Genomic DNA, 20,474 nt, shown 5'->3' with positions numbered 1-20,474 from the left:
CCCGGGCGGTGGCGGCCTTGGCCGCCGCCGCGCCGGAGCTGGACGGCCCGGCGCTCGCCGATGTCCTCTGGCTCGCGTCCCGGATGGCCGACGGCGCGGGCCGGGGATCCGCCGTGCCCGGGCCGCAGCAGCCCGCGGGAGCGGTGTCACCGGAGCCCAGGCCGACTTCGGTGCCGGAGCCGGCAGGTACGGAGAGCGTCGTTGCGCCCGAGGAAAGGGAGCCCGTCGCTCCGGGACGCGACGTGCACGAGCGGCTGCCCGGCGCGCGGGAGCAGATCCGGGGTGACGCGGTGGACGCGCCTCGGGCCGGCGGCCTGCCCCGGCGCCTGGAGGTGACCCGTGCGCTGCGACCCTGGAAGCGGCCGTGGCCGCAGGGCCGCAGAACAGTCCTGGACGTCGATGCCACCGTGGAGGCGTACGGGCGCAGCGGCGAACTGATTCCGGTGTTCGGGCCCGCCCCGGAACGCTGGTTCGACCTCGTGCTGGTGGTGGACCGCTCCCCGGCGATGGGGGTGTGGCGGGAGACGATCGCCGACTTCACGGCCGCGCTGAACTGGCTGGGCGCGTTCCGTTCACTGCGTGTGCGCGAGCTGCGGTTCAAGGGCGGCGGTCCCGAACTCCGCGACGGCTTGGGCCGGTTGATGGGACCGGACCAGTTGCGCTCGTCCGACGGGCGTCGGCTGGTGGTGGTCGTGTCCGACTGTGCGGCCGCGGGCTGGCGGGAACCGGAGATCTGGAGCCGAGTGCGCAGCTGGTCGCAGTCCACGCCGGTCGCCCTGCTCAACCCGCTGCCGCAGAAGCTGTGGCGCAGGACGGGTCTCGATCTGCCGACGGTCCGGGTCTCGACGGGTACGCCGGGCGCGTCCGCCTCCCATCTGGTCTTCGACGCACCGCTTTTGCTGCCGGACCGCGCTGACTTCGCCTCGGCCGGCCACTGGCTGCCCGTCTCTGTCCTGTCGATGTCCCCACAGGTGGTGGACCGCTGGTCACGCACCCTGATGCGGACCGCTCCGGAGGGCTGCGGGGCGGTCCTGGTCCCGCGCGAGGGACGGACGGAGAGGCCGCCGCCACTCCGCTCGGCGACCGCTGCCGCGGAGGGATTCCTGCAGACGGCCTCGCGTTCCGCGACACGCCTGGCCGTGCTGTGCTCCGCCTTCGACCGGCTGAGCATGCGCCTGCTCCACCTCATCCGCAAGGAGCTCGTGCCCGAAGCGGAGGCGGCCGATCTGGCCGAACTGCTCACCAGCGGGCTGTTCCTGCTGCACACCGAGGAGGACGAGACGGTCGAGCTGAGCCTGCCGCAGGACGTGCAGCTACGGCTCAGGAAAGAGCTCGCGGATCATGAGATATGGCGCCTGTACCAAACGTTGAGCACGTACGTGGCGTCCCGGATGGGTGGCGGTGGAGACCTGCTCGCAGTGGCGCGGGACCCGGGAGGGACGGAACTCCCCGCGGAACTCCAGCCGTTCGGGGAGGCGTCGCAGCGGACGCTGGAACTGCTCGGGCTCTCCGAGGACGGCCTCGCGGACGACAGTGCGAGGCAGGAGCCGGAGGAGGAGTTCGTCGGCGCGTCGCTCCCGCCGTCCGAGCCGTACGGGGATACGGGGGAGACGGAGGAAGAGCTCGAGCAGGCCACGTCAGTGGCGGAACCGGAATACCTTCCACGACTTGCTCCGGTACACGGGGCAGGGGCGGACAACCGACCCTATTTCTTCCTGAGTTACGCTCACACACCGGCCTGGGGGTCGGGCGGCGCAGACCCCGATCACTGGGTGCACCTGCTCTACAGGGACCTGTGCGACCACATCATGGCTCTGACGGACCTCCCGGCCGGGGCCCCGGCCGGCTTCATGGACCGGGACCTACGGCCGGGGGAGGGCTGGTCGGAGAAGCGCAGCGAATACCTGGCCACCTGCCGGGTGTTCGTGCCGCTGCTCTCCCCGCGCTACTTCACCAGTGAGAGCTGCGGGCGGGAGTGGTTCGCGTTCAACGAGCGTGTGGTGCGAGCGAGGGCCACCGGGACCGCACCGGCCACCGCCATCGTCCCCGCGCTGTGGACGCACATGGACTACACCCAACTCCCGGACTCCGTACGGCACATCCACATGGACTCCGCCGCGTTCGGGGACCGTTACGCGGCCAACGGGATCTACGGTCTGATCAAGCTCAACCGGCTGCGCGACGAGTACGAGGAGATCGTGCTCGGGCTGGCCCAGCGCATCGTGCAGGTCGCCCACGAGTCGCCGTTGCCGCCGGCCCAGCCGCGGTCCTACTCTTCCACGCCGAGTGCCTTCAAGCCCCGCGGCGAGGGACCCCGCCACATCCATCTGACGGTGGCCGCACCCACGCGGGACAGTATTCCGGAGCGTCGGGATGTGCGCCCGTACGGTGAGGACGCGCGGGACTGGAATCCCTACCCTTTGGAGTCGAGGCGTCCACTGGTCTCCCTCGCCGAGGACCTGATCCGCTCGCTGGACTACCGGATCACGGTGTCCTCCTTCGACGACGATGCCGGAGAGGGCATGTGGGGGGAGGACCCGGGCAAGGCGGCACCGAGCCGTCCGGGCATTCTCCTTGTCGACCGCTGGGCGCTCACCGACGACGAACGCCGGCGCAGGCTCAAGGCGTTCGATGCGGCGGCGAGTCCGTGGGTCACCGCGATCGTTCCGTGGGACCGGGCCGACCTGCAGGGGCAGGGCGAGGAGGGTCACAGGCTCTCGGACGACCTGGAACGCACCCTGCCGTCGATCCTCGACCGCCAACGGCGCACCGACTTCCGGGCGGCGGTCACCGGCGTACCGACTCTGAAGGCCTTCACGGACCTGCTCCCCGCCGTCGTCGCCCATACGACCCGGCAGTACCTCAAGCATGCCGAGGCCCATCCGCCCCCGAGCCCGCACCTCCCCCGACCGCGCCTGATGGGGCCCATAGCTCCCCCATCCCACGAACGAGACTCCGACTCCGACCCCTGACGGCCACCTCGCCGGTCAGAACCCCATGGTCAGCGCCCCCGCATGGCTGACCGCGACACTGTGCGTCACACACCCGGTGTCCGTCCGCAGATGCAGCAGGAAGGCCGTGGGCTCGTCGACGTACCCCACCGGCCCGTCGGCGCGCACGTTGAAGTTGCTCTGCAGGTGAGTGCTCGGCGCCGTCACCACCGTGCTGCCGGCGAACTCCGCGGTGACCGCCCGGTGCACATGGCCCGCCAGTACCCGCACGACATGCGGATGCCGTCCGATCACCTTGCCGAACGCTTCGGCATCCTCCATGCGCATGCCGTCGAGATACGGAATGCCGATGTCGACCGGCGGATGGTGCACACATACGAAGGCGGGCACGTCGGCGCGAGCGGACAGGATCTCGTCGAGCCGCTCCAGCTGCTCGGCGCCCAGGCGTCCCGACGGGGATCCCTGCACCTTGGAACTGAGGACGACGAGGGTGGCGTCGGGATACTCCACCGCATACGGGAAGACATGGGTGCCGCCCACATGTGGGCCGCCGCCGAAGACGTTCAGCAGGGTGTCGGGATCGTCGTGGTTGCCGGGCACCAGGTGCAGCGGCACAGGGAAGCGTGCGATCAGCTCCCGCAGCGTCGCGTACTCGTCGGCATGACCCCGGTCGACCAGATCACCGGTGACGACCACGCAGGTGGGCCGGGGATCAAGGGCCAGGATGCTGCCCAGAGCCCGGGAGAACCGGGTCAGCCGCTCCCCGGCCGGAAGTCCCGTCGTCAGATGCGGATCACTGAGGTGCGCCACGGAGAAGACCATGCCCGTACGCTTCCGGCCGCGCGGGCGCTCGGCAAGTGATCCCGCTGTGGGCGAACACGAACGCCTCCCGCCCTCGGGCGCGTGTTCTACTACCAGGCGGACCGGACGGCGCCGGTCACCCGGACCGAGGCGGCCGGGCTCGGCGCTCAGCCGTTCGCCTCCGCCGCCACCGCGCGGGCCCAGCGGTAGTCCGCCTTGCCGCTCGGTGAGCGTTGGATGGTGTCCGTGATGACCAGCTGGCGCGGGATCTTGTAGCCCGCGAGGTGGGTACGGCAGTGAGTCTGGATGTCCGCCAAAGACGGGGGACCTGAACCTTCGCGCAGCTGCACCACCGCCGCCACGTGGTTGCCCCACGTCTCGTCCGGGACCCCGGCGACCAGGGCGTCGTACACGTCGGGATGTGACTTCAAGGCCTGCTCGACCTCTTCGGGGTAGACCTTCTCGCCGCCGGTGTTGATGCACTGGGAGCCGCGGCCGAGAACGGTGACGATGCCCTCTTCGTCGACGGTGGCCATGTCGCCGAGCAGCACCCACCGCTCGTCGCCCTTCCGGAAGAAGGTCTCGGCGGTCTTCTTCGGGTCGTTGTAGTAGCCGAGGGGCACGTGGCCGCACTGCGCGACACGTCCGATCTCGCCGGGTGCGACCGGTTCGTACGTGGCCGGATCCACCACCTGCGTACGGGAGTTGACGCGGATCCGGAAGCCCCGATCGGGCCCCGAGTCGGCGGTCGCCGTGCCGTTGAAGCCGGACTCCGAGGAGCCGAAGTTGTTCAGCAGCATCACGTTCGGGACGAGCGCCTGGAACTGCTCGCGCACCGTCTCCGACATGATCGCGCCCGACGAGGAGACGCTGAACATCGAGGAGCAGTCGGCCCCCTTCATGGGCCCGTTCAGCGCGTCGATGAGCGGCCGCAGCATCGCGTCGCCGACCAGCGACATGCTGGTGACCTGCTCCTTCTCGATGGTCCGCAGGACTTCCTCGGGCACGAACTTGCGGTGGATGACGATGCGTTGGCCGAAGTTGAAGCCGATGAACGCGGTCAGCGTCGACGTGCCGTGCATGAGCGGGGGAGCGGGGAAGAAGGTGATTCCCGCGCCACCGGCCGCGACGCGTTCGGCCAGCTCCTCCGGCTTCGTGACCGGCTCACCCGTGGGCGCGCCACCACCGAGGCCCGAGAAGAACAGGTCCTCCTGGCGCCACATCACTCCCTTGGGCATGCCGGTGGTGCCGCCGGTGTAGATGATGAACTGGTCGTCGGGCGACCGCGGCCCGAAGCCCCGCCCGGCGGATCCGCCGCTCTCGGCGTCGGCGAAGGCGACGGCGGGCAGCGCGGGCGAACCGGGCGCGGGGTTCCCCACCCGGACCAGGTGCCGCAGTTTCGGTGCTCGCGGCAGCGTCGCCGCGACCCGCTCGGTGAACTCCGTGTCGAAGACCAGGGCCGCCAGGTCCGCGTCCTGGTAGAGGTAGACCAACTCCTCTTCCACGTAGCGGTAGTTGACGTTGACGGGGACGATCCGGGCCTTGAGGCACGCGAGCACGGTCTGCAGGTACTCGATGCCGTTGTAGAGGTGGAGCCCGAGGTGCTCGCCGGGCCGGATGCCGGTGTCGATGAGGTGGTGGGCGACGCGGTTGGCCGCCGCGTCCAGCTGCGCGTAGGTCAGCCGGCGCTCCGCGCCCGTGCCGGGGTGGTCGATGTACACGAGTGCCTCGCGGTCCGGGACCACGTCGACGACCGACTCGAACAGGTCGGCAAGGTTGTACTCCACCGCTCCTCCTGGCCGTTCATTGCTCGTGGGCTGCCCTGGCGTCCATCGCTTCGACGGTCATCAGAGCAAAGGGGGGCGCAACTGGGAAGGGTCCGCGCAGAAGAAATCTGACTACCTGTCAGAAACCCCTTGTCCTGTCCTCGCGCCTCCTGCAACCTGTTCTCGTTCCGGAGATCCTGACCGACGGGAGGACGGCAATGGGTGGCACCGAACACCTCACCGTGCAGCGCGAAGGCGCCACACTGGTACTCACGCTCAACAGGCCCGAGGCCAGGAACGCGCTCTCGCTGCCGATGCTGGTCGGCCTGTACGACGGCTGGATCGAGGCCGACGAGGACGACACGATCCGCTCGATCGTGCTCACCGGGGCGGGCAGCGCCTTCTGCGCCGGAATGGACCTCAAGGCCCTGGCGGGACAGGGGATGGAGGGCCAGGGGTACCGGGACCGGATGAAAGCCGACCCGGACCTGCACTGGAAGGCGATGCTGCGCCATCACCGCCCCCGCAAACCAGTGATCGCCGCCGTCGAGGGCCACTGCGTGGCGGGCGGCACGGAGATCCTCCAGGGCACCGACATCCGGGTCGCGGGCGAGTCCGCCACCTTCGGACTCTTCGAGGTCAGGCGCGGCCTGTTCCCGATCGGCGGCTCCACCGTCCGCCTCCAGCGCCAGATCCCGCGCACGCACGCCCTCGAAATGCTGCTCACCGGACGCCCGTACACGGCCCAGGAGGCCGCCGCCATCGGCCTGATCGGACACGTCGTACCGGACGGCACGGCGCGGGAGAAGGCCCTCGCGATCGCCGAGCAGATCAACGCCTGCGGCCCGCTCGCCGTCGAGGCCGTCAAGGCGTCCGTGTACGAGACCGCCGAGATGACGGAGACCGACGGACTCGCCGCAGAACTCAAGCGCGGCTGGCCGATCTTCGACACCGCCGACGCCAAGGAGGGCGCACGCGCCTTCGCGGAGAAGCGTCCGGCCGCCTACAAACGCGCCTGAGCCGCCCCCATCGAGGAGTCACCGTGCCCGAAGTCCTCAAAGCCCCCCTCGTCGTCGAATTCCCCTTCACCCGCTCCCTCGGCCCCGTCCAGAGTGCCTTCCTCACCGGCCTGCGCGAGCGTGTCGTACTCGGTGTGAAGACAGGTGACGGGCGCACGCTCGTCCCGCCCGTCGAGTACGACCCCGTCACCGCCGAGGAGATCCGCGATCTCGTCGAGGTCGCCCCCACCGGCACCGTCACCACCTGGGCCTGGAACCACGCCCCCCGCCGCGCCCAGCCCCTCGACACCCCCTTCGCCTGGGTCCTTGTCAAACTCGACGGCGCCGACACCGCCCTGCTGCACGCCCTCGACGCACCCGGCCCCGACGCCGTCCGCACCGGCATGCGCGTCCGCATCCGGTGGGCCGAGGAGCGCACCGGCGCCATCACGGACATCGCCTGCTTCGAGCCGTACGAAGGCAGGGCGGAACCCAGCGGTCACGACGGCCGTTTCGAGGATCTCGTGACCGGCATCGTCGCCCCCGCCCGCCTCGACTACGTCTACTCGCCCGGCCGCGCCCAGTCCGCCTACATGGAAGCCCTCTCCGAGCGGCGCACCGTCGGCGAACGCTGCCCGTCCTGCCGCAAGGTGTACGTCCCGCCGAGGGGCGCGTGTCCCACATGTGGTGTCGCCACATTCGAAGCAGTCGAAGTGGGCCCGCGGGGCACGGTGACCACGTACTGCATCGTCAACATCAAGGCGAAGAACCTCGACATCGAAGTGCCGTACGTCTACGCGCACATCGCTCTCGACGGCGCCGACCTCGCCCTGCACGGCCGTATCGGCGGCATCCCCTACGACCAGGTGCGCATGGGTCTGCGCGTGGAGCCCGTGTGGACGGCGGACGGCCGCCATCCCGACCACTACCGGCCCACCGGTGAACCCGACGCGGACTACGACGTGTACAAGGAGCTGGTCTAGATGCGGCCCGTCAGGGACATCGCCGTCGTCGCATTCGGGCAGACCGGGCACCGGCGCACCAGCGACGAGTTCTCCGAGGTGGAGATGCTCATGCCGGTCCTGCACGACGTCCTCGACCGGACGGGCATGAAGACCAGCGACATCGGCTTCACCTGCTCCGGCTCCAGCGACTATCTCGCGGGCCGCGCCTTCTCCTTCACCATGGCGCTCGACGGGGTGGGCGCCTGGCCGCCGATCTCCGAGTCGCACGTGGAGATGGACGGCGCCTGGGCACTGTACGAGGCGTGGACGAAACTGCTCACGGGGGACGCCGACACCGCCCTCGTGTACGCCTACGGGAAGTCCTCGCCCGGCTCCGTGCGGGACGTCCTGACCCGGCAGCTCGACCCGTACTACGTGGCCCCCCTGTGGCCCGACTCCGTCGCGCTGGCCGCACTCCAGGCGCAGGCGCTCATCGACGCGGGGGAGGCCGACGAGCCCGCGCTCGCCGGCGTGGCCTCCCGCAGCCGTACGGCGGCATCGTCCAACTCCCGCGCACAGCTGCGCGGTTCGGTGCCTCAGGGCGACTATGTCGTCCGTCCCCTGCGCACCGGAGACTGCCCGCCCATCGGTGACGGAGCCGCCGCGGTGATCCTCGCGGCCGGGGAGCGGGCCCGTGACCTGTGCGAACGGCCGGCCTGGATCCGCGGCCTCGACCACCGCATCGAAGCACACGGTCTCGGGGTGCGGGACCTCACCGACTCGCCGTCCACCCGCCTGGCCGCCGAGAAGGCCGGCGCCTTCGAACGGCCCGTGGACACCGCCGAGTTGCACGCGCCGTTCACCTCCCAGGAAGTGGTTCTGCGCAAGGCGCTGCGGCTCGGCGACGACGTGGACGTGAACCCCTCCGGAGGCGCCCTCGCCGCCAACCCGGTCATGGCGGCCGGGCTCATCCGCATCGGCGAGGCCGCCGCCCGCATCCACCGCGGGCAGTCCGACCGCGCACTCGCCCACGCCACCTCCGGGCCCTGTCTGCAACAGAACCTGGTCGCCGTACTCGAAGGGGATGCCCGATGAGCAAGGAGCCCGTGGCCGTCGTCGGCATCGGCCAGACCAAGCACGTCGCGGCCCGCCGGGACGTCTCCCAGGCGGGACTGGTCCGCGAAGCGGCCCAACGGGCGCTTCAGGACGCCGAGTTGAGCTGGTCGGACATCGACGCGGTCGTCATCGGCAAGGCGCCCGACTTCTTCGAGGGCGTCATGATGCCCGAGCTGTATCTCGCCGACGCACTCGGCGCGGTGGGCAAGCCGATGCTGCGGGTGCACACCGCGGGCTCGGTCGGCGGCTCCACCACGCTCGTCGCCACCAACCTCATCGCCGGCCGCGTCCATGGCACCGTCCTGACCCTGGCCTACGAGAAGCAGTCCGAGTCCAACGCCATGTGGGGCCTGTCCCTGCCGATCCCCTTCCAGCAGCCGCTGCTGGCCGGGGCCGGCGGCTTCTTCGCCCCGCACGTCCGCGCGTACATGCGGCGCAGCGGCGCCCCCGACACGGTCGGCTCCCTGGTGGCGTACAAGGACCGGCGCAACGCGCTGAAGAACCCGTACGCGCATCTGCACGAGCACGACATCACCCTGGAGAAGGTCCAGGCCTCGCCCATGCTGTGGGACCCGATCCGCTACTCGGAGACCTGCCCGTCCTCGGACGGCGCCGTCGCGATGATCCTCACCGACCGTGCGGGCGCGGCCCGTTCGCCCCGGCCGCCCGCGTGGATGCACGGCGGGGCGATGCGCAGCGAACCCACGCTCTTCGCGGGCAAGGACTTCGTGTCGCCGCAGGCGGGCAAGGACTGCGCGGCCGACGTGTACCGGCAGGCGGGCATCGCGGACCCGCGGCGCGACATCGACGCCGTGGAGATGTACGTGCCGTTCTCCTGGTACGAGCCCATGTGGCTGGAGAACCTGGGCTTCGCCGAACCGGGCGAGGGATGGAAACTCACCGAGTCCGGCGTCACGGAACTCGACGGAGACCTCCCCGTCAACATGTCCGGCGGCGTTCTCTCCACCAATCCGATCGGCGCCTCCGGCATGATCCGGTTCGCCGAAGCGGCACTTCAGGTGCGCGGCCAGGCGGGAGAACACCAGGTGGAAGGGGCTCGACGGGTGCTCGGGCATGCCTACGGCGGCGGGTCCCAGTTCTTCTCGATGTGGCTGGTCGGCGCCGAGCCGCCCACCTCCTGAAACCGTCCCCCTCACGTGGCCTGTCCGCCGCCGTGACCGGTCGCTAGGCTGGCGGCGGACGACGAACCGGGAGGAGCACGGACGTGGCCGAGAGCACCATCCAGGAGCACCCACTGGCGGGCTGGGACAAGCCTGAGCTGGATCTGAGCACCGCTGATTGGCAATCCAGCAGCCGAGGACGGGGAGATGTCCAGATCGCCTTTGTCGAGGGGTTCATCGCGATGCGCAACAGCGGCCGCCCCGAGAGCCCTTCCCTGATCTTCACACCCGCGGAGTGGGGCGCGTTCGTGTCGGGGGCACGCGAGGGCGAGTTCGATCTCACCTGAGATGTTGACCGGAGGTGAATCCTCCCTTTTTCCGGACACATGACCTTCGGGCCCGTCCTGGGGCCGCCGCCTGCGTCAGGCTGGTCCCAGGAAGACCGAAGTGTGTACCGGAGGCGAGGATTCGATGAGCACCCTGCCGGTCGTCGCGGCCGTGGACGGTTCGAACGACAGTCTGCGCGCGCTCGAATGGGCCGTCACGGCAGCCAGGACGCGCCGGACACCGCTGCGCGTGGTCCATGTGCGGCAGTACGCGGTCTGGGCGCAGCCCGACGTCCTGGTCGCCGGGCCACCCGATCCGGTGGACGACCCGGTCCTCGACGAGGTGCGCACGTACCTGGAGGGCCGGGCCGACCGGCCGGAGATGGAGTACCTCGGTCTTGATGGCGCGCCGGGCGCCCTGCTGCCCGAACTCGGTACCACCGCCCAGCTGATGGTGCTCGGCTCCCGCGGTCGCGGGGGCTTCGCCAGTCTGCTGCTCGGCTCCAACAGCATGGCCGCCGCGCGCGACGCCGAGTGCCCCGTGGTCGTCGTACCGCGACCGGGGCGCGAGGTGCACGACGCGCCCGCCGTCGAACCCGGGCCGCGTGTGGTGGCCGGCCTGCGCGTCGACTGCCCTGACGAGACCACGCTCGACTTCGCCTTCGGCGAGGCCGCCCGCCGCGGCGCCCGCCTCCACGTGGTCGCCGCCTACCCGTGGCCGGTGCAGACCTGGGCAGCGCCCGGCGGCTTCGCGGTGGCCGACTTCGACCAGGACGCCGTCGAGAGCGAGACGCGCACACTCGCCGACGGCTTCGCCGCCTCGCTCCGCGCACGGTACCCAGACGTCCACATCGATCTGAGCGTGGCCGCGGGGGATGCGGCCGGACACCTCGTGGCCGCGTCCAAGGGCGCCGATCTCGTCGTCGTGGGCCGCCATCGACGGCGGCTGCTGGCGCCCGCGCGCATGCTGGGCTCGGTCACCCAGGCCGTGCTGCTGCACGCGGCGAGCCCGGTGGCCGTGGTGCCGCCCGCTGTCGACCAGGAATGACAGGGGCTGCGCGCCCGGCATCCAGGACCGGAGCGAGCGCGCAGCGCATACCGTCCCCTCGCCCGGCGGCCCACCCCGGCCCTGCCGGACTCCTTCCCGGCGCTAATGGATAGCGCTCGTCTTATCGTTAGCGTCATGGAGGACCTTCTCGGCACGGACGCACGGCTCACGCTGGACCTCGCTCTGACCATCCGCCACGACGGCCACGGCGGAGTCGCCGATGACCTGGCCGACGGCGCCGGGCTGACCGCCTGGGTTCACCAGCACCGCGACGCGCTGCCGGTGTCCGACGGGTCCGCCGCCGACGAGGGCGTGCTCGCCGAGGTCGCTGACCTGCGCACCGCCGTACGTGCCCTGTTCGCCCGCGCCGTACGCCCCGGCGAGCCCAGCCCGGCCGACGCGGGCCGCCTGATGCCGACCGACGAGGCGCTGGAGCGCCTGAATGCGGCCGCTGCCCTGGCCCCGACGGTGCCCGTCCTCACCTGGCGCGACGGCGCCGGCCCCGCCGTACGGCAGAAGGCGGTGTCCATCGAGGCCCCGCTCACCGCCACCCTCGCCCGCGCCGCGATCGCCTTCCTCGCGAGCCCCGACCGGCAGCGGCTGCGCGCCTGTCACGGGCCGCGCTGTGTGCGGTACTTCATCAAGGAACATCCACGTCAGGAGTGGTGCCGGCCGTCCTGCGGTAACCGCGCCAGGGTTGCCCGCCATCATGAGCGCCACAAAAAGGCCGTCTAGCGAAGGCCCGCGATGAGTGACAACTACCTGACGCTCATTCCGACGGATCCGTACTGGCAGCCCGGCCGGGAGGCGGCGGATCGCGCGGCGGCCGTGCCGACCGGGATGCTTCCCGACGACGACGCCCGTCGCGGCCTGCTCGACAACCACACCATCGACGCACTCCTCCACCCCGCCCGACTGGCCCACGGCGCCCTTCCGTAGCCCCGACCGGCACCCGGCCCCGGTGCGCGGTTCGGCTTCGGCGGGCAGGATGTGTCGGCGAAAACCGCTTGTACTGCCGGCGTCGCGCGGGGCTGCCGGGGAACCGGCCGCCGTGCCGAACAGCCTTACGGGGATGGGGTGTCGAACAAGTGCGTAGCTCGTTCCGTGCGCAGGTGCAGGGCTGTGCGGCCCTTGCGTCGGGTCGACACCAGGTCCGCGCCGCGCAAGGCTCCCAGGTGTTGGGAGACCGCGCTCGGGGTGACGCCCAGGCGGTCGGCCAGGGCCGCTGTGCTCAGGGGTTCGGCCAGGGCCGCGAGCAGCGCCGTCCGGGTGTGGCCCAGCACCGGGGCCAGTCCGGACTGCACCGGCGCCGGCTGCTCCCAGAGCAGGCCGACGCCCACCGCCGGGTAGCGGATCGACGCGGCTGCGATCGGGGACTTGTCGACGCCGACGTTCGGCCAGTTGAAGACGCTGGGCAGCAGGACCAGGCCGTGCCCGCCGGTGTCCACCGTGCAGACGGCATGCGGCGTGCGCCGACCGTGCACCACCAACTGGCCGTCGTCCCAGGCGATATCCCGGTGCAACTCGTCGAACAGCGCCTGAACCCCGCCGTCCACCAAGGTGAGTGCCCGCCTGCCGACGTCGGCCTCCAGTACGGCGCGCATCCGGCCCCAGTGCGGAGCGATCAGCAACTCGTGGCAGCGGTGCAGGGCCTCGGCGAGCCGGGGCAGTACCGTCGCCGGATCAGGGGTGTCCTCGACCGGTACGCCCAGGACGGCGCCGTACTCCTGCCGGAAGAAAGTCTCTTCGGTTGCCCGGAGAACGTCCAGCTCCGCCGCCATCGAGGGCAGCCGCTCCTGTGGCACCGGGAACAGGAACGACGGCATCGGCCCGGCGATCAGTGCCCGCAGCAGCGGCAGCTCGGGGTCGTCGGCCGGCAGCGGCCGCGCCCTGCGCACCCACGGCTGGTGCACCGCATGCCCGCCGGTGCCCAGCAGGATCCGCAGGGCCAGCACGGTCTCGCCCAGCGGGGAGAGGGCGAACCGCACCCTGGCGATCGACGCCGCGGTGAACCTGATCTCGACCGCCATCCGTGCCGTCCCATCGTGTAGCTGTGGCTGAACGATAGCCGTGGCCCCTGGCCGGCGCCCACGCTGTCCGCCATGGAATTCTTCACCTCGTACGACGGCACAGAGCTCGCCTACCACGTGTCCGGACAGGGCCCCGTGCTCGTCTGTCTGCCCGGGGGTCCGACGGCCTCCGATTACCTGGGCGACCTGGGAGGCCTGTCCGCGCGACGGCGGCTGATCAGGCTGGACATCCGGGGGACCGGGCGGTCGGCGGTGCCGGAGGACCTCACCTCCTGCCGGTGCGACCGGCTCGTCGACGACGTGGAGGCACTGCGCGAGCACCTCGGCCTGACGCGCATGGATCTGCTCGCACACAGCGCCGGGGCGAATATCGCCGTGCAGTACGCCGGCCGTCATCCGCAGCGCGTCGGCAGGCTCGCGCTGATCACGCCGAGCGTCAGGGCCGTCGGCATCACGATCAGCGGCGAACTCCGGCGCGAGACGGTGCGGCCCCGCCGGGATGAGCCGTGGTTCCCGGCGGCGTTCGCGGCGCTGGAGGCGATGGGGGCCGGCCAGGTGACCCCCGAGAATGTGAAGGCCATCGCGCCGTTCTCCTACGGCCGCTGGGACGAGGCGGCTCAGGCACACAAGGCCGCCGAGGACGAGCGGGCGAACCCGGAGGTCGTGGCGGCCTTCGGAGCCGAAGGCGCATTCGCCGCGGACGCCACGCGCGCGGCGCTCTCCCGCTTCACGCAACCGGTGCTCCTGGTCGCCGGGCAGGTCGATCCGGGCGCCCCTCCGCCGGCGGTGGCCGAGTTCGCCGAGCTGTTCCCGAACGCCGAACTCGTGGTCCAGCCCGGCGCCGGACACTTCCCGTGGCTCGACGACGCCGATCGGTTCGCCGCCACTATCGCGGCGTTCCTGGGACGGCCATCCGCGCCCGCACCTTCGGCATCGCGTGCATCAGTTCTCCCGGCCGGCCACCAAGCCTGAACTCCCCGTGTCCGACCGGATTCCGGCAGTGTCACCACGGCTTCGCCGAGAAGGCGAAGTGCGCCTTCCAGGCGCCCCCGCACCCCCGAAGGCGTACGCTGAGGTGCCTGTAGGTCACGGTGCGCACCTGCTCCCCGCGCCGGTCGCCCGGCCGTGACAGGGGGTGCTGGATGGGACAGCGCATCGTGCGGAGCCGACGGACTCTCTTCGAGCGTGAAAGTGAACTCGCCGCCGTCGACGAGGCGTTGGGTGAGCTCACCGGTCTGCGCAGGGACGGCGCCGAATCACCGGAGCGCCCCCGCGGCGCGCTCCTCGCCTTCGCGGGACGTGCCGGAATAGGCAAGACGACGCTCCTCGCCGAGGTACGGCGGCGCGCCGCCCTCAAGGGTTGCACCGTGCTGTCCGCCCGTGGCGGCGACCAGGAACAGGGCGTCGCATTCCACGTCGCCCGCCAGCTCCTGCAGCCCCAGCTCGCCGGGGTCTCGGAGACCGAACTCCGGGCACGGCTGGGCAGTTGGTACGCCATCGTCGGCCCCGCCCTCGGTCTGTGCGCCGCGGCCGAGGGCGCACCGCCCGACCAGCAGGGCCTGCGCGACGGGCTCGACTGGGTGCTCACCCACCTCGCGGTGCAACGCGCCCCGATGGTCCTCGTCCTCGACGACGCGCACTGGGCCGACCCCGAGTCGCTGAGCTGGCTCTCCGCGTTCGCGCCCCGCGCCGAGGAACTCCCGCTGCTGCTCGTGGTCGGCTACCGGCCCGACGAACTCCCCGACCACGCCGAGGCGTTGAGGCGGCTACCCGGACGCGCCGGCCAGCGCCCCCTCGACCTGGAACCGCTCAGCGCCGCCGCCGTGGCCCGCCTGGTGCGGGAGTCACTGGGCACACAGGCCGACGACGCGTTCTGCCGCGAATGCTGGGCGGTCACGGCGGGCAACCCGTTCGAGGCGGTGGAACTCACCGCGAAGGTCCGAGACCGCGGCCTCAGCCCGACCGAGGCCGGCGCCCACCTCCTGCGCGACCTGGCGGCAGCCGTCAAGGGCAGCGGACTGATCGCACGGCTGGAACGCCTGGGCACCTCGACCGTCCGCTTCGCCTGGGCCTGCGCGGTCCTCGGCACGGAGATCCCGCCGCCCCTCGCAGCCGCAGTCGCGGGCCTCGGCTCCGAAGAGGCCGCCGACGCGGCGGACGCCCTGCGCGGCGCCCGGATCCTCACCGGCGCCGAGACTCTCGAATTCGTCCATCCGCTGATCGCCACCGCCGTCTACCGTGCCATCCCCGCCGGTGTCCGCGTCGCCCTGCACGGCCAGGCCGCCTGGTGCCTCATCGACGCCGGGCTCGGCCCGTCCGCCGCCGCCCGCCACCTGCTGGAAACCCACCCCGACGGCGACAACTGGGTCGTGCAGCAACTGCGCGCCGCCGCCGGCGAGACCCTGCGCGCCGGAGCCCCCGACGCCGCCCGCCGCTACCTCGCCCGTGCCCTGCGCGAACCACCGCCGATCGAGCAGCGAGCCGGGGTGCTGTACGAACTGGGCTGCGCCTCCCTGCTCACCGAACCGGCGACCACGGTCAACCATCTGCGGGCCGCCCTCGAAGAGCCCATCCCCGACCCGGAGTTGCGTCAGCACATCGTCTACCGGCTCTCCCAGGTGCTCGCCCACAGCGACCGGCTCGGCGAGGCATCCGACACCCTGGCCCGCGAGATCCCCGTCACCGGCGACGCGCGAGTGCGCCTGCGCATGCAGTCCGAGCAGTTCATGTGGGACGCCTTCCGCGCCGACGAACCGGACTCGCCCGCCCGCTCCCGCCGCCTGGCCCGGCTCGCCGACCGGCTCACCGGCCGCGACCTCACCGAGCGCTACATCATCGGGCTGCGCGCCTGGGACGCCACCCTGCGGGGCGAACCCGCCCACATCGCGCTCGGCCACGCCGAACGCGCCCTCGCCGGCGGACTCGGCTGGGCCGAGGCCGACCGCGGCTTCGAGGTGCCCGTCCTGGTCGCCCTCACCTTCATGTACGCGGACCGGCCCGGCCGCACCGAGGAACTGTTCGCCGCCGGGATCGCCGACTTCGAGCGCCAGGGCTGGCACGGGGCGCACCTCTCCTTCGGTTACACGCTGCTCGGGTACGTACGATTCCGCCGCGGTCGTCTCGCCGAGGCCGAGGACTTCGTGCGCGCGGGCCTCAGGCTCGCCGAACGCGTCGGACGCGGCGTTCCCGCCCTCTGGTACGCGGTGGGCGTCCTCATCGAGGTCCTCATCGCCCGGGGCCGGATCACCGAGGCCGCGCAGATCGCCGAGGAGTACGCGTTCGGAGCGCCCTTCCCGGCGGCCGTGGTCTTCCCCGACGCCCAGGCGGTGCACGGCGAGCTGCTGCTCGCCTGCGGCCTCACCAAGGACGCCGCCGCCGAGCTGGCGGCGGCCGGGCGCCGCCTCGACCCACGCGGGATGCGCAACCCCGCCTGGTGCCCCTGGCAGCTCCACCTCGCGCGCGCCGAGCGTCACGACACCCCCGAACGCGCCGTCGCCACCGCCCTCGACGCGGTCAGTCGTGCCCGCCAGTTCGGCGCCCCGTCGGCCATCGGCCAGGCACTGCGGGCCGCTGCCGAGGTCTCCTCCGGCTCGACCCGCCTCAAGCTTCTCGAGGAGTCCGTCAGCCACCTGGAGCGCTCCCCGGCCGCGTACGAACTGGCCTGCGCTCTGGTCGCCCTCGGCACCGAACTGCGCCGCGCCGGCCGTTCCAGGGAAGCCGCCGAACACCTGTACAGAGGACTGGACGCGGCTGTGCAGTGCGGGGCCGACGGGCTGGTCGAGGACGCCCGTGACGAACTCGCCGCCTCCGGTCTGCGGCCGCGCCGTCTGCACAGCACCGAGACGGACACCCTCACCGCCCGCGAACGCACGGCCGCCGGACTCACCGTCCGGGGCCGTACCACGGCGCAGATCGCCGAGGAGCTGCACAGCGACGAGGCGGCCGTCGTCCGTCTGCTGTCTGCGGTCTTCCGGAAGGTCGGCACGGACCGTACGGGACTCGGGGCCGCGCTGGGCGAACAGTCGTCTCCGTAAGGGTCGGCGCGAAGCGCCCCCGGAACCCGGTTCGCGCCCGTGCACGTACCATTGCGGCATGTCCTTCCTCCGCCGCCGCAGCGCCACTCCCGCCGGGCCCGACTTCGATGTCCTGGCCATGGACCCGGGCGACTGGCCGGGCAACCTCGGTGCGGGCTTGCTGCCCGCCCCCGACGGCAGCTGCCAGGGCGTCTTCCTGCGCTACGACCTGTTCGGCGGCCGCGGCCCGGCGATGATCATCGGCAATCTGCCGGAGGGCTCCCCGGCCCGCGACGTCCCCGAAGGCGAGGTCCCCTTCGAGGTGGCGCAGCTGCTGCTCGCGCTGGAGAACGACGAGGAGGTGACCGTCGTGGGCACCGAGGACATGCCGGTGATGCAGGGCGACAACCTCCTGATCGTGCGCCGCCTCAAGCTCTCCGAAACCCGCATCTCCTGCGTCCAGTTCGACCGCAGTGACAACGTGCTGGTGACGATCGCAGCCTGGGACCGCCCCATCACGGACGACCTGTACGCGCTGCTGAAGCCACTGCCCGCGGAGCTGTTCCAGCAGGGCTGAGCCCGCCGCCCACGCCCGCCCTCGTAGGGAGACCTGATGGTCGACGGCTGCCTCATCGCGGAGAGTCTGAAGGTCGGCACCCATCTCAAGGACCTGCGCATCGAGGTCAGGGAGATCCACCGGTTCCGCCTGGACAACGCAGGACCGGGGCAGCCGGACACCTGGACGGTGATCGAGTTCAGCGTGGCGAAGTCCCTGGTCGAGGAGGTCGCCGAGATGCTCTCGGGCGCCCTGGACCAGCCCGGCTGGTACGTCGATCTGCGCACCGCCGAGGAGACGTTCGTGGTGTTCCCCGGCCGGGTCCTGCGGTTTCCGCGAGGTGACGGGGCGGGCCGCGCGCAGGCCCGCGAGATGGGCCTGACGTTCGGCGTCCCCGAGCACCAGCTCGACTGGCCCGAGTGACACACGCCCGCACACGACCGGGGGCCGGGTCCGCCACCAGTGGACCCGGCCCCAACTGTCTTTGCGGGTAAGGCTCTTACGACGTCGAGGGAACCAGGTCCACGTCCGCCGCCCGTACGAACTCCACCCGGTGACCGAACTGGATCTCGTAGTACATGTCCTTGCCGATCACCACCCGGTGCGGGGCCGTGTCGAAGGTCGGCGCGTAGAAGTACTCGCCCGCCACCTTGTCCCCGGCCGCGTACTTCTGCCCCGCGAGCAGCTTGTAGGGCAGCGGCGAGACCGCCTGGACGGGCACGCCCGCCGGGTAGGCCTCCTTCTCCGGGTAGGCGCGCCCGTACACGGGGACCTCGGTGAGGCCGGGCTTGGGCGTGACGACCAGGCCGAACGAGCTCACCGCGGTCGGCTGCTCCTTCGGGTTCTTGAACCAGGCCTTCTGGCCCAGGTACCAGATCGCCGTCCAGTCGCCGTCAGTGCCGGCGACGGCGTAGCGCTGACCGGTGGAGACCCGCGAGCCCACGTCGTTGACGTCGATCGTGGAGTCGGCGCCCGAGGGCCGCAGCCCGATGTCCTTGATCAGCGGTGAGGTCTCGTCCGGCAGGCTGTACAGCCGCACCTCACTGGATCCGTGGGCGGCGCAGGGCACGTCCTTGGTGACGCAGCCCGTGTACACCGGCTGGTTCTCGGCGAAGTCCGGCAGCACGGTCACCAGGCCGCCGCCCTTGCCGTGGCCCTTGCCCTTGGCCGTGCCGTGGAAGGGGTGCCCCAGCAGCGTGAAGTAGTGCTGCCAGTCCCAGTACGGGCCCGGGTCGGTGTGCATGCCCGGAATCGTGGACGTCGTGGGGCCGGGCACGTTGTCGTGTCCAAGGATGTGCTGCCGGTCCAGCGGAATGGCGTACTTCTTGGAGAGGTACGTCACCAGGCGCGCCGAGGCCCGGTACATCTCCTCCGTGTACCAGGCGTCCGGCGCGGCGAGGAACCCCTCGTGCTCCAGGCCGATCGACTTGGCGTTGACGTACCAGTTGCCCGCGTGCCAGGCCACGTCCTTGGCCTTCACGTGCTGGGCGATGTGACCGTCGGTCGAACGCAGGGTGTAGTTCCACGACACATAGGTCGGGTCCTTGATCAGGTTGAGGACCCCCTCCCATCTGCCCTCGGTGTCGTGGATGACGATGTACTTGATGGACTGCGACGCGGGCCGGTCCCCGAGGTCGTGGTTTCCGTAGTCGCCGTCGCCGAACTCCTCGTAGGGCGCGGGGATCCACTCGCACGACACCGTCGCCGGGCACTCCGTGCCGTCCGCGGACACCGTACGCAGCCCCGCGCGCCGCAGCTGCGCCGTGTCGGGAGCCAGCCCGGGGCGGGCGGCGAGCGCCACCTGCTGCCCGGTGTCCGTGGTGCGCTGTTCACCGTCGCGGATCACGTCGTAGACATCGTTGGCATACGTCGCCGCGGTCGCGCTGTCGTCCGCACCGGAGAAGCGCGCCACCGCCCCGTACCAGTCGGCCGGGTCGTCGCTCAGCGGCTCGCCGAGGTCCTTCTGCGCGGCCGCGAGCAGGGCGGCGCCGCCCTCCACGTTGGCCGCCGCGTCGCTGCGCAGCTGCTCGGCGGACAGGCCGGTCAGTTCGGCCGCCTTGGTCAATGTCTTGAGCCGGGCCGGGAGTTCGGCGCTCTCCGGCACCTTCGTCTCCGGCAGCAGGGCCGCACGCGAGGAGTCGCCGCGGGCGTCCTCCGTTCCCTCGCTGTGGTGCAGGGCCGCGGTGTCGGCGAGTGCGGTGCGTGCGTCGGTGAGGTGCATCGGACCGTAGCCGCCGGTGACGCTCGGTGCTCCGTCGTGCGTGTCCCAGCGGGACTGCAGATAGGAGACGCCGAGGAGCACGCTCTGCGGTACGTGGTAGTCGGCGGCCGCGGACGCGAAGGCACCCTGCAGTCCGGTGGAGGACGCCTCCTGCGTACTGGCGTACGGAGCCGCGCCGAGCAGCGGCAGCAGCAGGGTCGCGGAGGCGACGGCGCCCGCGGTCCTGCGCGCGCGTCTGTGCCCGGCGGGGGCGTGGGGGTCGGTGGCAGAGCGTCGCAATGCAGCCTCCTGGGGCGGTCGTGCGCGGCGGGGCGTGCGGGAGCCGAACGTGCGTCAGTGGTACCGGCTCTCCGACGATCCGTCAATCATGCCCAGAGGCAGGTGATTTCGCATGTCAGTGAGGGGCCGAAGGAGTTTCGTGGCGGCAGTGGTGCCGCCTGCGATGCGTCAGTGGAGTGGACCTGTGGTCCGTTCGGTGGGCGGCCGTCCGGTATCCCGGTCTCCCGGTACGGCGGGGTCCGCGGGCAGCCGCCCGGTGCCCGGACATGACGAAGGTCCGCGGTGCGCCGCTGTCCCAGGCGCA

At 71.5% G+C, this 20,474-nt stretch carries 17 protein-coding genes; 13 read left to right on the top strand and 4 right to left on the bottom strand.

Going from position 1 to position 20,474, the window contains the following annotated elements; all coding sequences use genetic code 11:
- Window positions 1-17 precede the first annotated feature (17 nt).
- Complete coding sequence (locus ABZS97_RS23525) at window positions 18-2,972, top strand: TIR-like protein FxsC (RefSeq protein WP_356140286.1); 2,955 nt, start codon at window positions 18-20, stop codon at window positions 2,970-2,972.
- Between the two features lie 15 nt (window positions 2,973-2,987).
- Here the strand turns inward: ABZS97_RS23525 and ABZS97_RS23520 are convergent, their stop codons facing one another.
- Window positions 2,988-3,773, bottom strand: a complete 786-nt coding sequence (locus ABZS97_RS23520) for a phosphodiesterase (RefSeq protein ID WP_356140285.1) — start codon at window positions 3,771-3,773, stop codon at window positions 2,988-2,990.
- Window positions 3,774-3,919: 146 nt separating this feature from the next.
- Window positions 3,920-5,539: an acyl-CoA synthetase gene (locus tag ABZS97_RS23515; RefSeq protein ID WP_356140284.1), complete on the bottom strand. Its 1,620-nt coding sequence runs from the start codon at window positions 5,537-5,539 to the stop codon at window positions 3,920-3,922.
- 197 nt (window positions 5,540-5,736) lie between these two features.
- Between ABZS97_RS23515 and ABZS97_RS23510 the strand changes: the two genes are divergently transcribed.
- From ABZS97_RS23510 to ABZS97_RS23475, 8 genes are all read left to right on the top strand, one after another.
- Window positions 5,737-6,537 (top strand): crotonase/enoyl-CoA hydratase family protein, encoded by an 801-nt coding sequence (locus ABZS97_RS23510; protein WP_356140283.1) that lies wholly within the window; start codon window positions 5,737-5,739, stop codon window positions 6,535-6,537.
- A gap of 23 nt (window positions 6,538-6,560) precedes the next feature.
- Window positions 6,561-7,499 carry an OB-fold domain-containing protein gene (locus tag ABZS97_RS23505; RefSeq protein ID WP_356140282.1) on the top strand — a complete coding sequence of 313 codons (939 nt, stop codon included), beginning with the start codon at window positions 6,561-6,563 and terminating at the stop codon, window positions 7,497-7,499.
- Window positions 7,500-8,555 (top strand): thiolase domain-containing protein, encoded by a 1,056-nt coding sequence (locus tag ABZS97_RS23500; RefSeq protein ID WP_356140281.1) that lies wholly within the window; start codon window positions 7,500-7,502, stop codon window positions 8,553-8,555.
- The gene (locus ABZS97_RS23495; protein ID WP_356140280.1) at window positions 8,552-9,718 is read left to right on the top strand and encodes a thiolase domain-containing protein; all 1,167 of its coding nucleotides are present in this window, start codon (window positions 8,552-8,554) and stop codon (window positions 9,716-9,718) included. The genes ABZS97_RS23500 and ABZS97_RS23495 overlap by 4 nt, the downstream gene beginning before the upstream one ends.
- 83 nt (window positions 9,719-9,801) lie before the next feature.
- Window positions 9,802-10,044: a DUF397 domain-containing protein gene (locus ABZS97_RS23490; RefSeq protein WP_356140279.1), complete on the top strand. Its 243-nt coding sequence runs from the start codon at window positions 9,802-9,804 to the stop codon at window positions 10,042-10,044.
- Between the two features lie 124 nt (window positions 10,045-10,168).
- Complete coding sequence (locus tag ABZS97_RS23485) at window positions 10,169-11,071, top strand: universal stress protein (RefSeq protein ID WP_356140278.1); 903 nt, start codon at window positions 10,169-10,171, stop codon at window positions 11,069-11,071.
- A 135-nt stretch (window positions 11,072-11,206) separates the two neighbouring features.
- Entirely contained in the window at window positions 11,207-11,806 is a 600-nt protein-coding gene (locus tag ABZS97_RS23480; RefSeq protein ID WP_356140277.1) for a CGNR zinc finger domain-containing protein, read from the top strand.
- A 12-nt stretch (window positions 11,807-11,818) separates the two neighbouring features.
- Window positions 11,819-12,010 carry a hypothetical protein gene (locus ABZS97_RS23475; RefSeq protein WP_356140276.1) on the top strand — a complete coding sequence of 64 codons (192 nt, stop codon included), beginning with the start codon at window positions 11,819-11,821 and terminating at the stop codon, window positions 12,008-12,010.
- 125 nt (window positions 12,011-12,135) lie between these two features.
- On the opposite strand, the gene ABZS97_RS23470 is transcribed toward ABZS97_RS23475, so the two are convergent.
- The gene (locus ABZS97_RS23470; RefSeq protein WP_356140275.1) at window positions 12,136-13,101 is read right to left on the bottom strand and encodes a DUF5937 family protein; all 966 of its coding nucleotides are present in this window, start codon (window positions 13,099-13,101) and stop codon (window positions 12,136-12,138) included.
- 72 nt (window positions 13,102-13,173) lie between these two features.
- Here ABZS97_RS23470 and ABZS97_RS23465 point away from each other — a divergent pair, with 72 nt between their 5' ends.
- The 4 genes from ABZS97_RS23465 to ABZS97_RS23450 all read left to right on the top strand — a co-directional run bounded on the left by ABZS97_RS23465 (window position 13,174) and on the right by ABZS97_RS23450 (window position 18,093).
- Window positions 13,174-14,073, top strand: a complete 900-nt coding sequence (locus ABZS97_RS23465; protein WP_356140274.1) for an alpha/beta hydrolase — start codon at window positions 13,174-13,176, stop codon at window positions 14,071-14,073.
- Window positions 14,074-14,243: 170 nt separating this feature from the next.
- A complete protein-coding gene (locus ABZS97_RS23460; protein WP_356140273.1) occupies window positions 14,244-17,135 on the top strand; it encodes an AAA family ATPase in 2,892 nt (963 codons plus the stop codon).
- 58 nt (window positions 17,136-17,193) lie between these two features.
- Window positions 17,194-17,691, top strand: a complete 498-nt coding sequence (locus ABZS97_RS23455) for a hypothetical protein (protein WP_356140272.1) — start codon at window positions 17,194-17,196, stop codon at window positions 17,689-17,691.
- 36 nt (window positions 17,692-17,727) lie between these two features.
- On the top strand, window positions 17,728-18,093 hold the full coding sequence (locus ABZS97_RS23450) for a hypothetical protein (RefSeq protein ID WP_356140271.1): 366 nt from the start codon (window positions 17,728-17,730) through the stop codon (window positions 18,091-18,093).
- 76 nt (window positions 18,094-18,169) lie between these two features.
- Here ABZS97_RS23450 and ABZS97_RS23445 read toward each other — a convergent pair whose 3' ends face one another.
- Window positions 18,170-20,170: a peptidoglycan recognition family protein gene (locus ABZS97_RS23445; RefSeq protein WP_356140270.1), complete on the bottom strand. Its 2,001-nt coding sequence runs from the start codon at window positions 20,168-20,170 to the stop codon at window positions 18,170-18,172.
- Between the last annotated feature and the right edge of the window lie 304 nt (window positions 20,171-20,474).

This window comes from Streptomyces sp. NPDC005485, from assembly GCF_040606085.1.
In the GTDB taxonomy this organism is placed as follows: Bacteria; Actinomycetota; Actinomycetes; order Streptomycetales; family Streptomycetaceae; genus Streptomyces.
The sequence above is the reverse complement of the archived record's forward strand: the minus strand, read 5'-3'. Positions and strand labels throughout refer to the sequence as shown.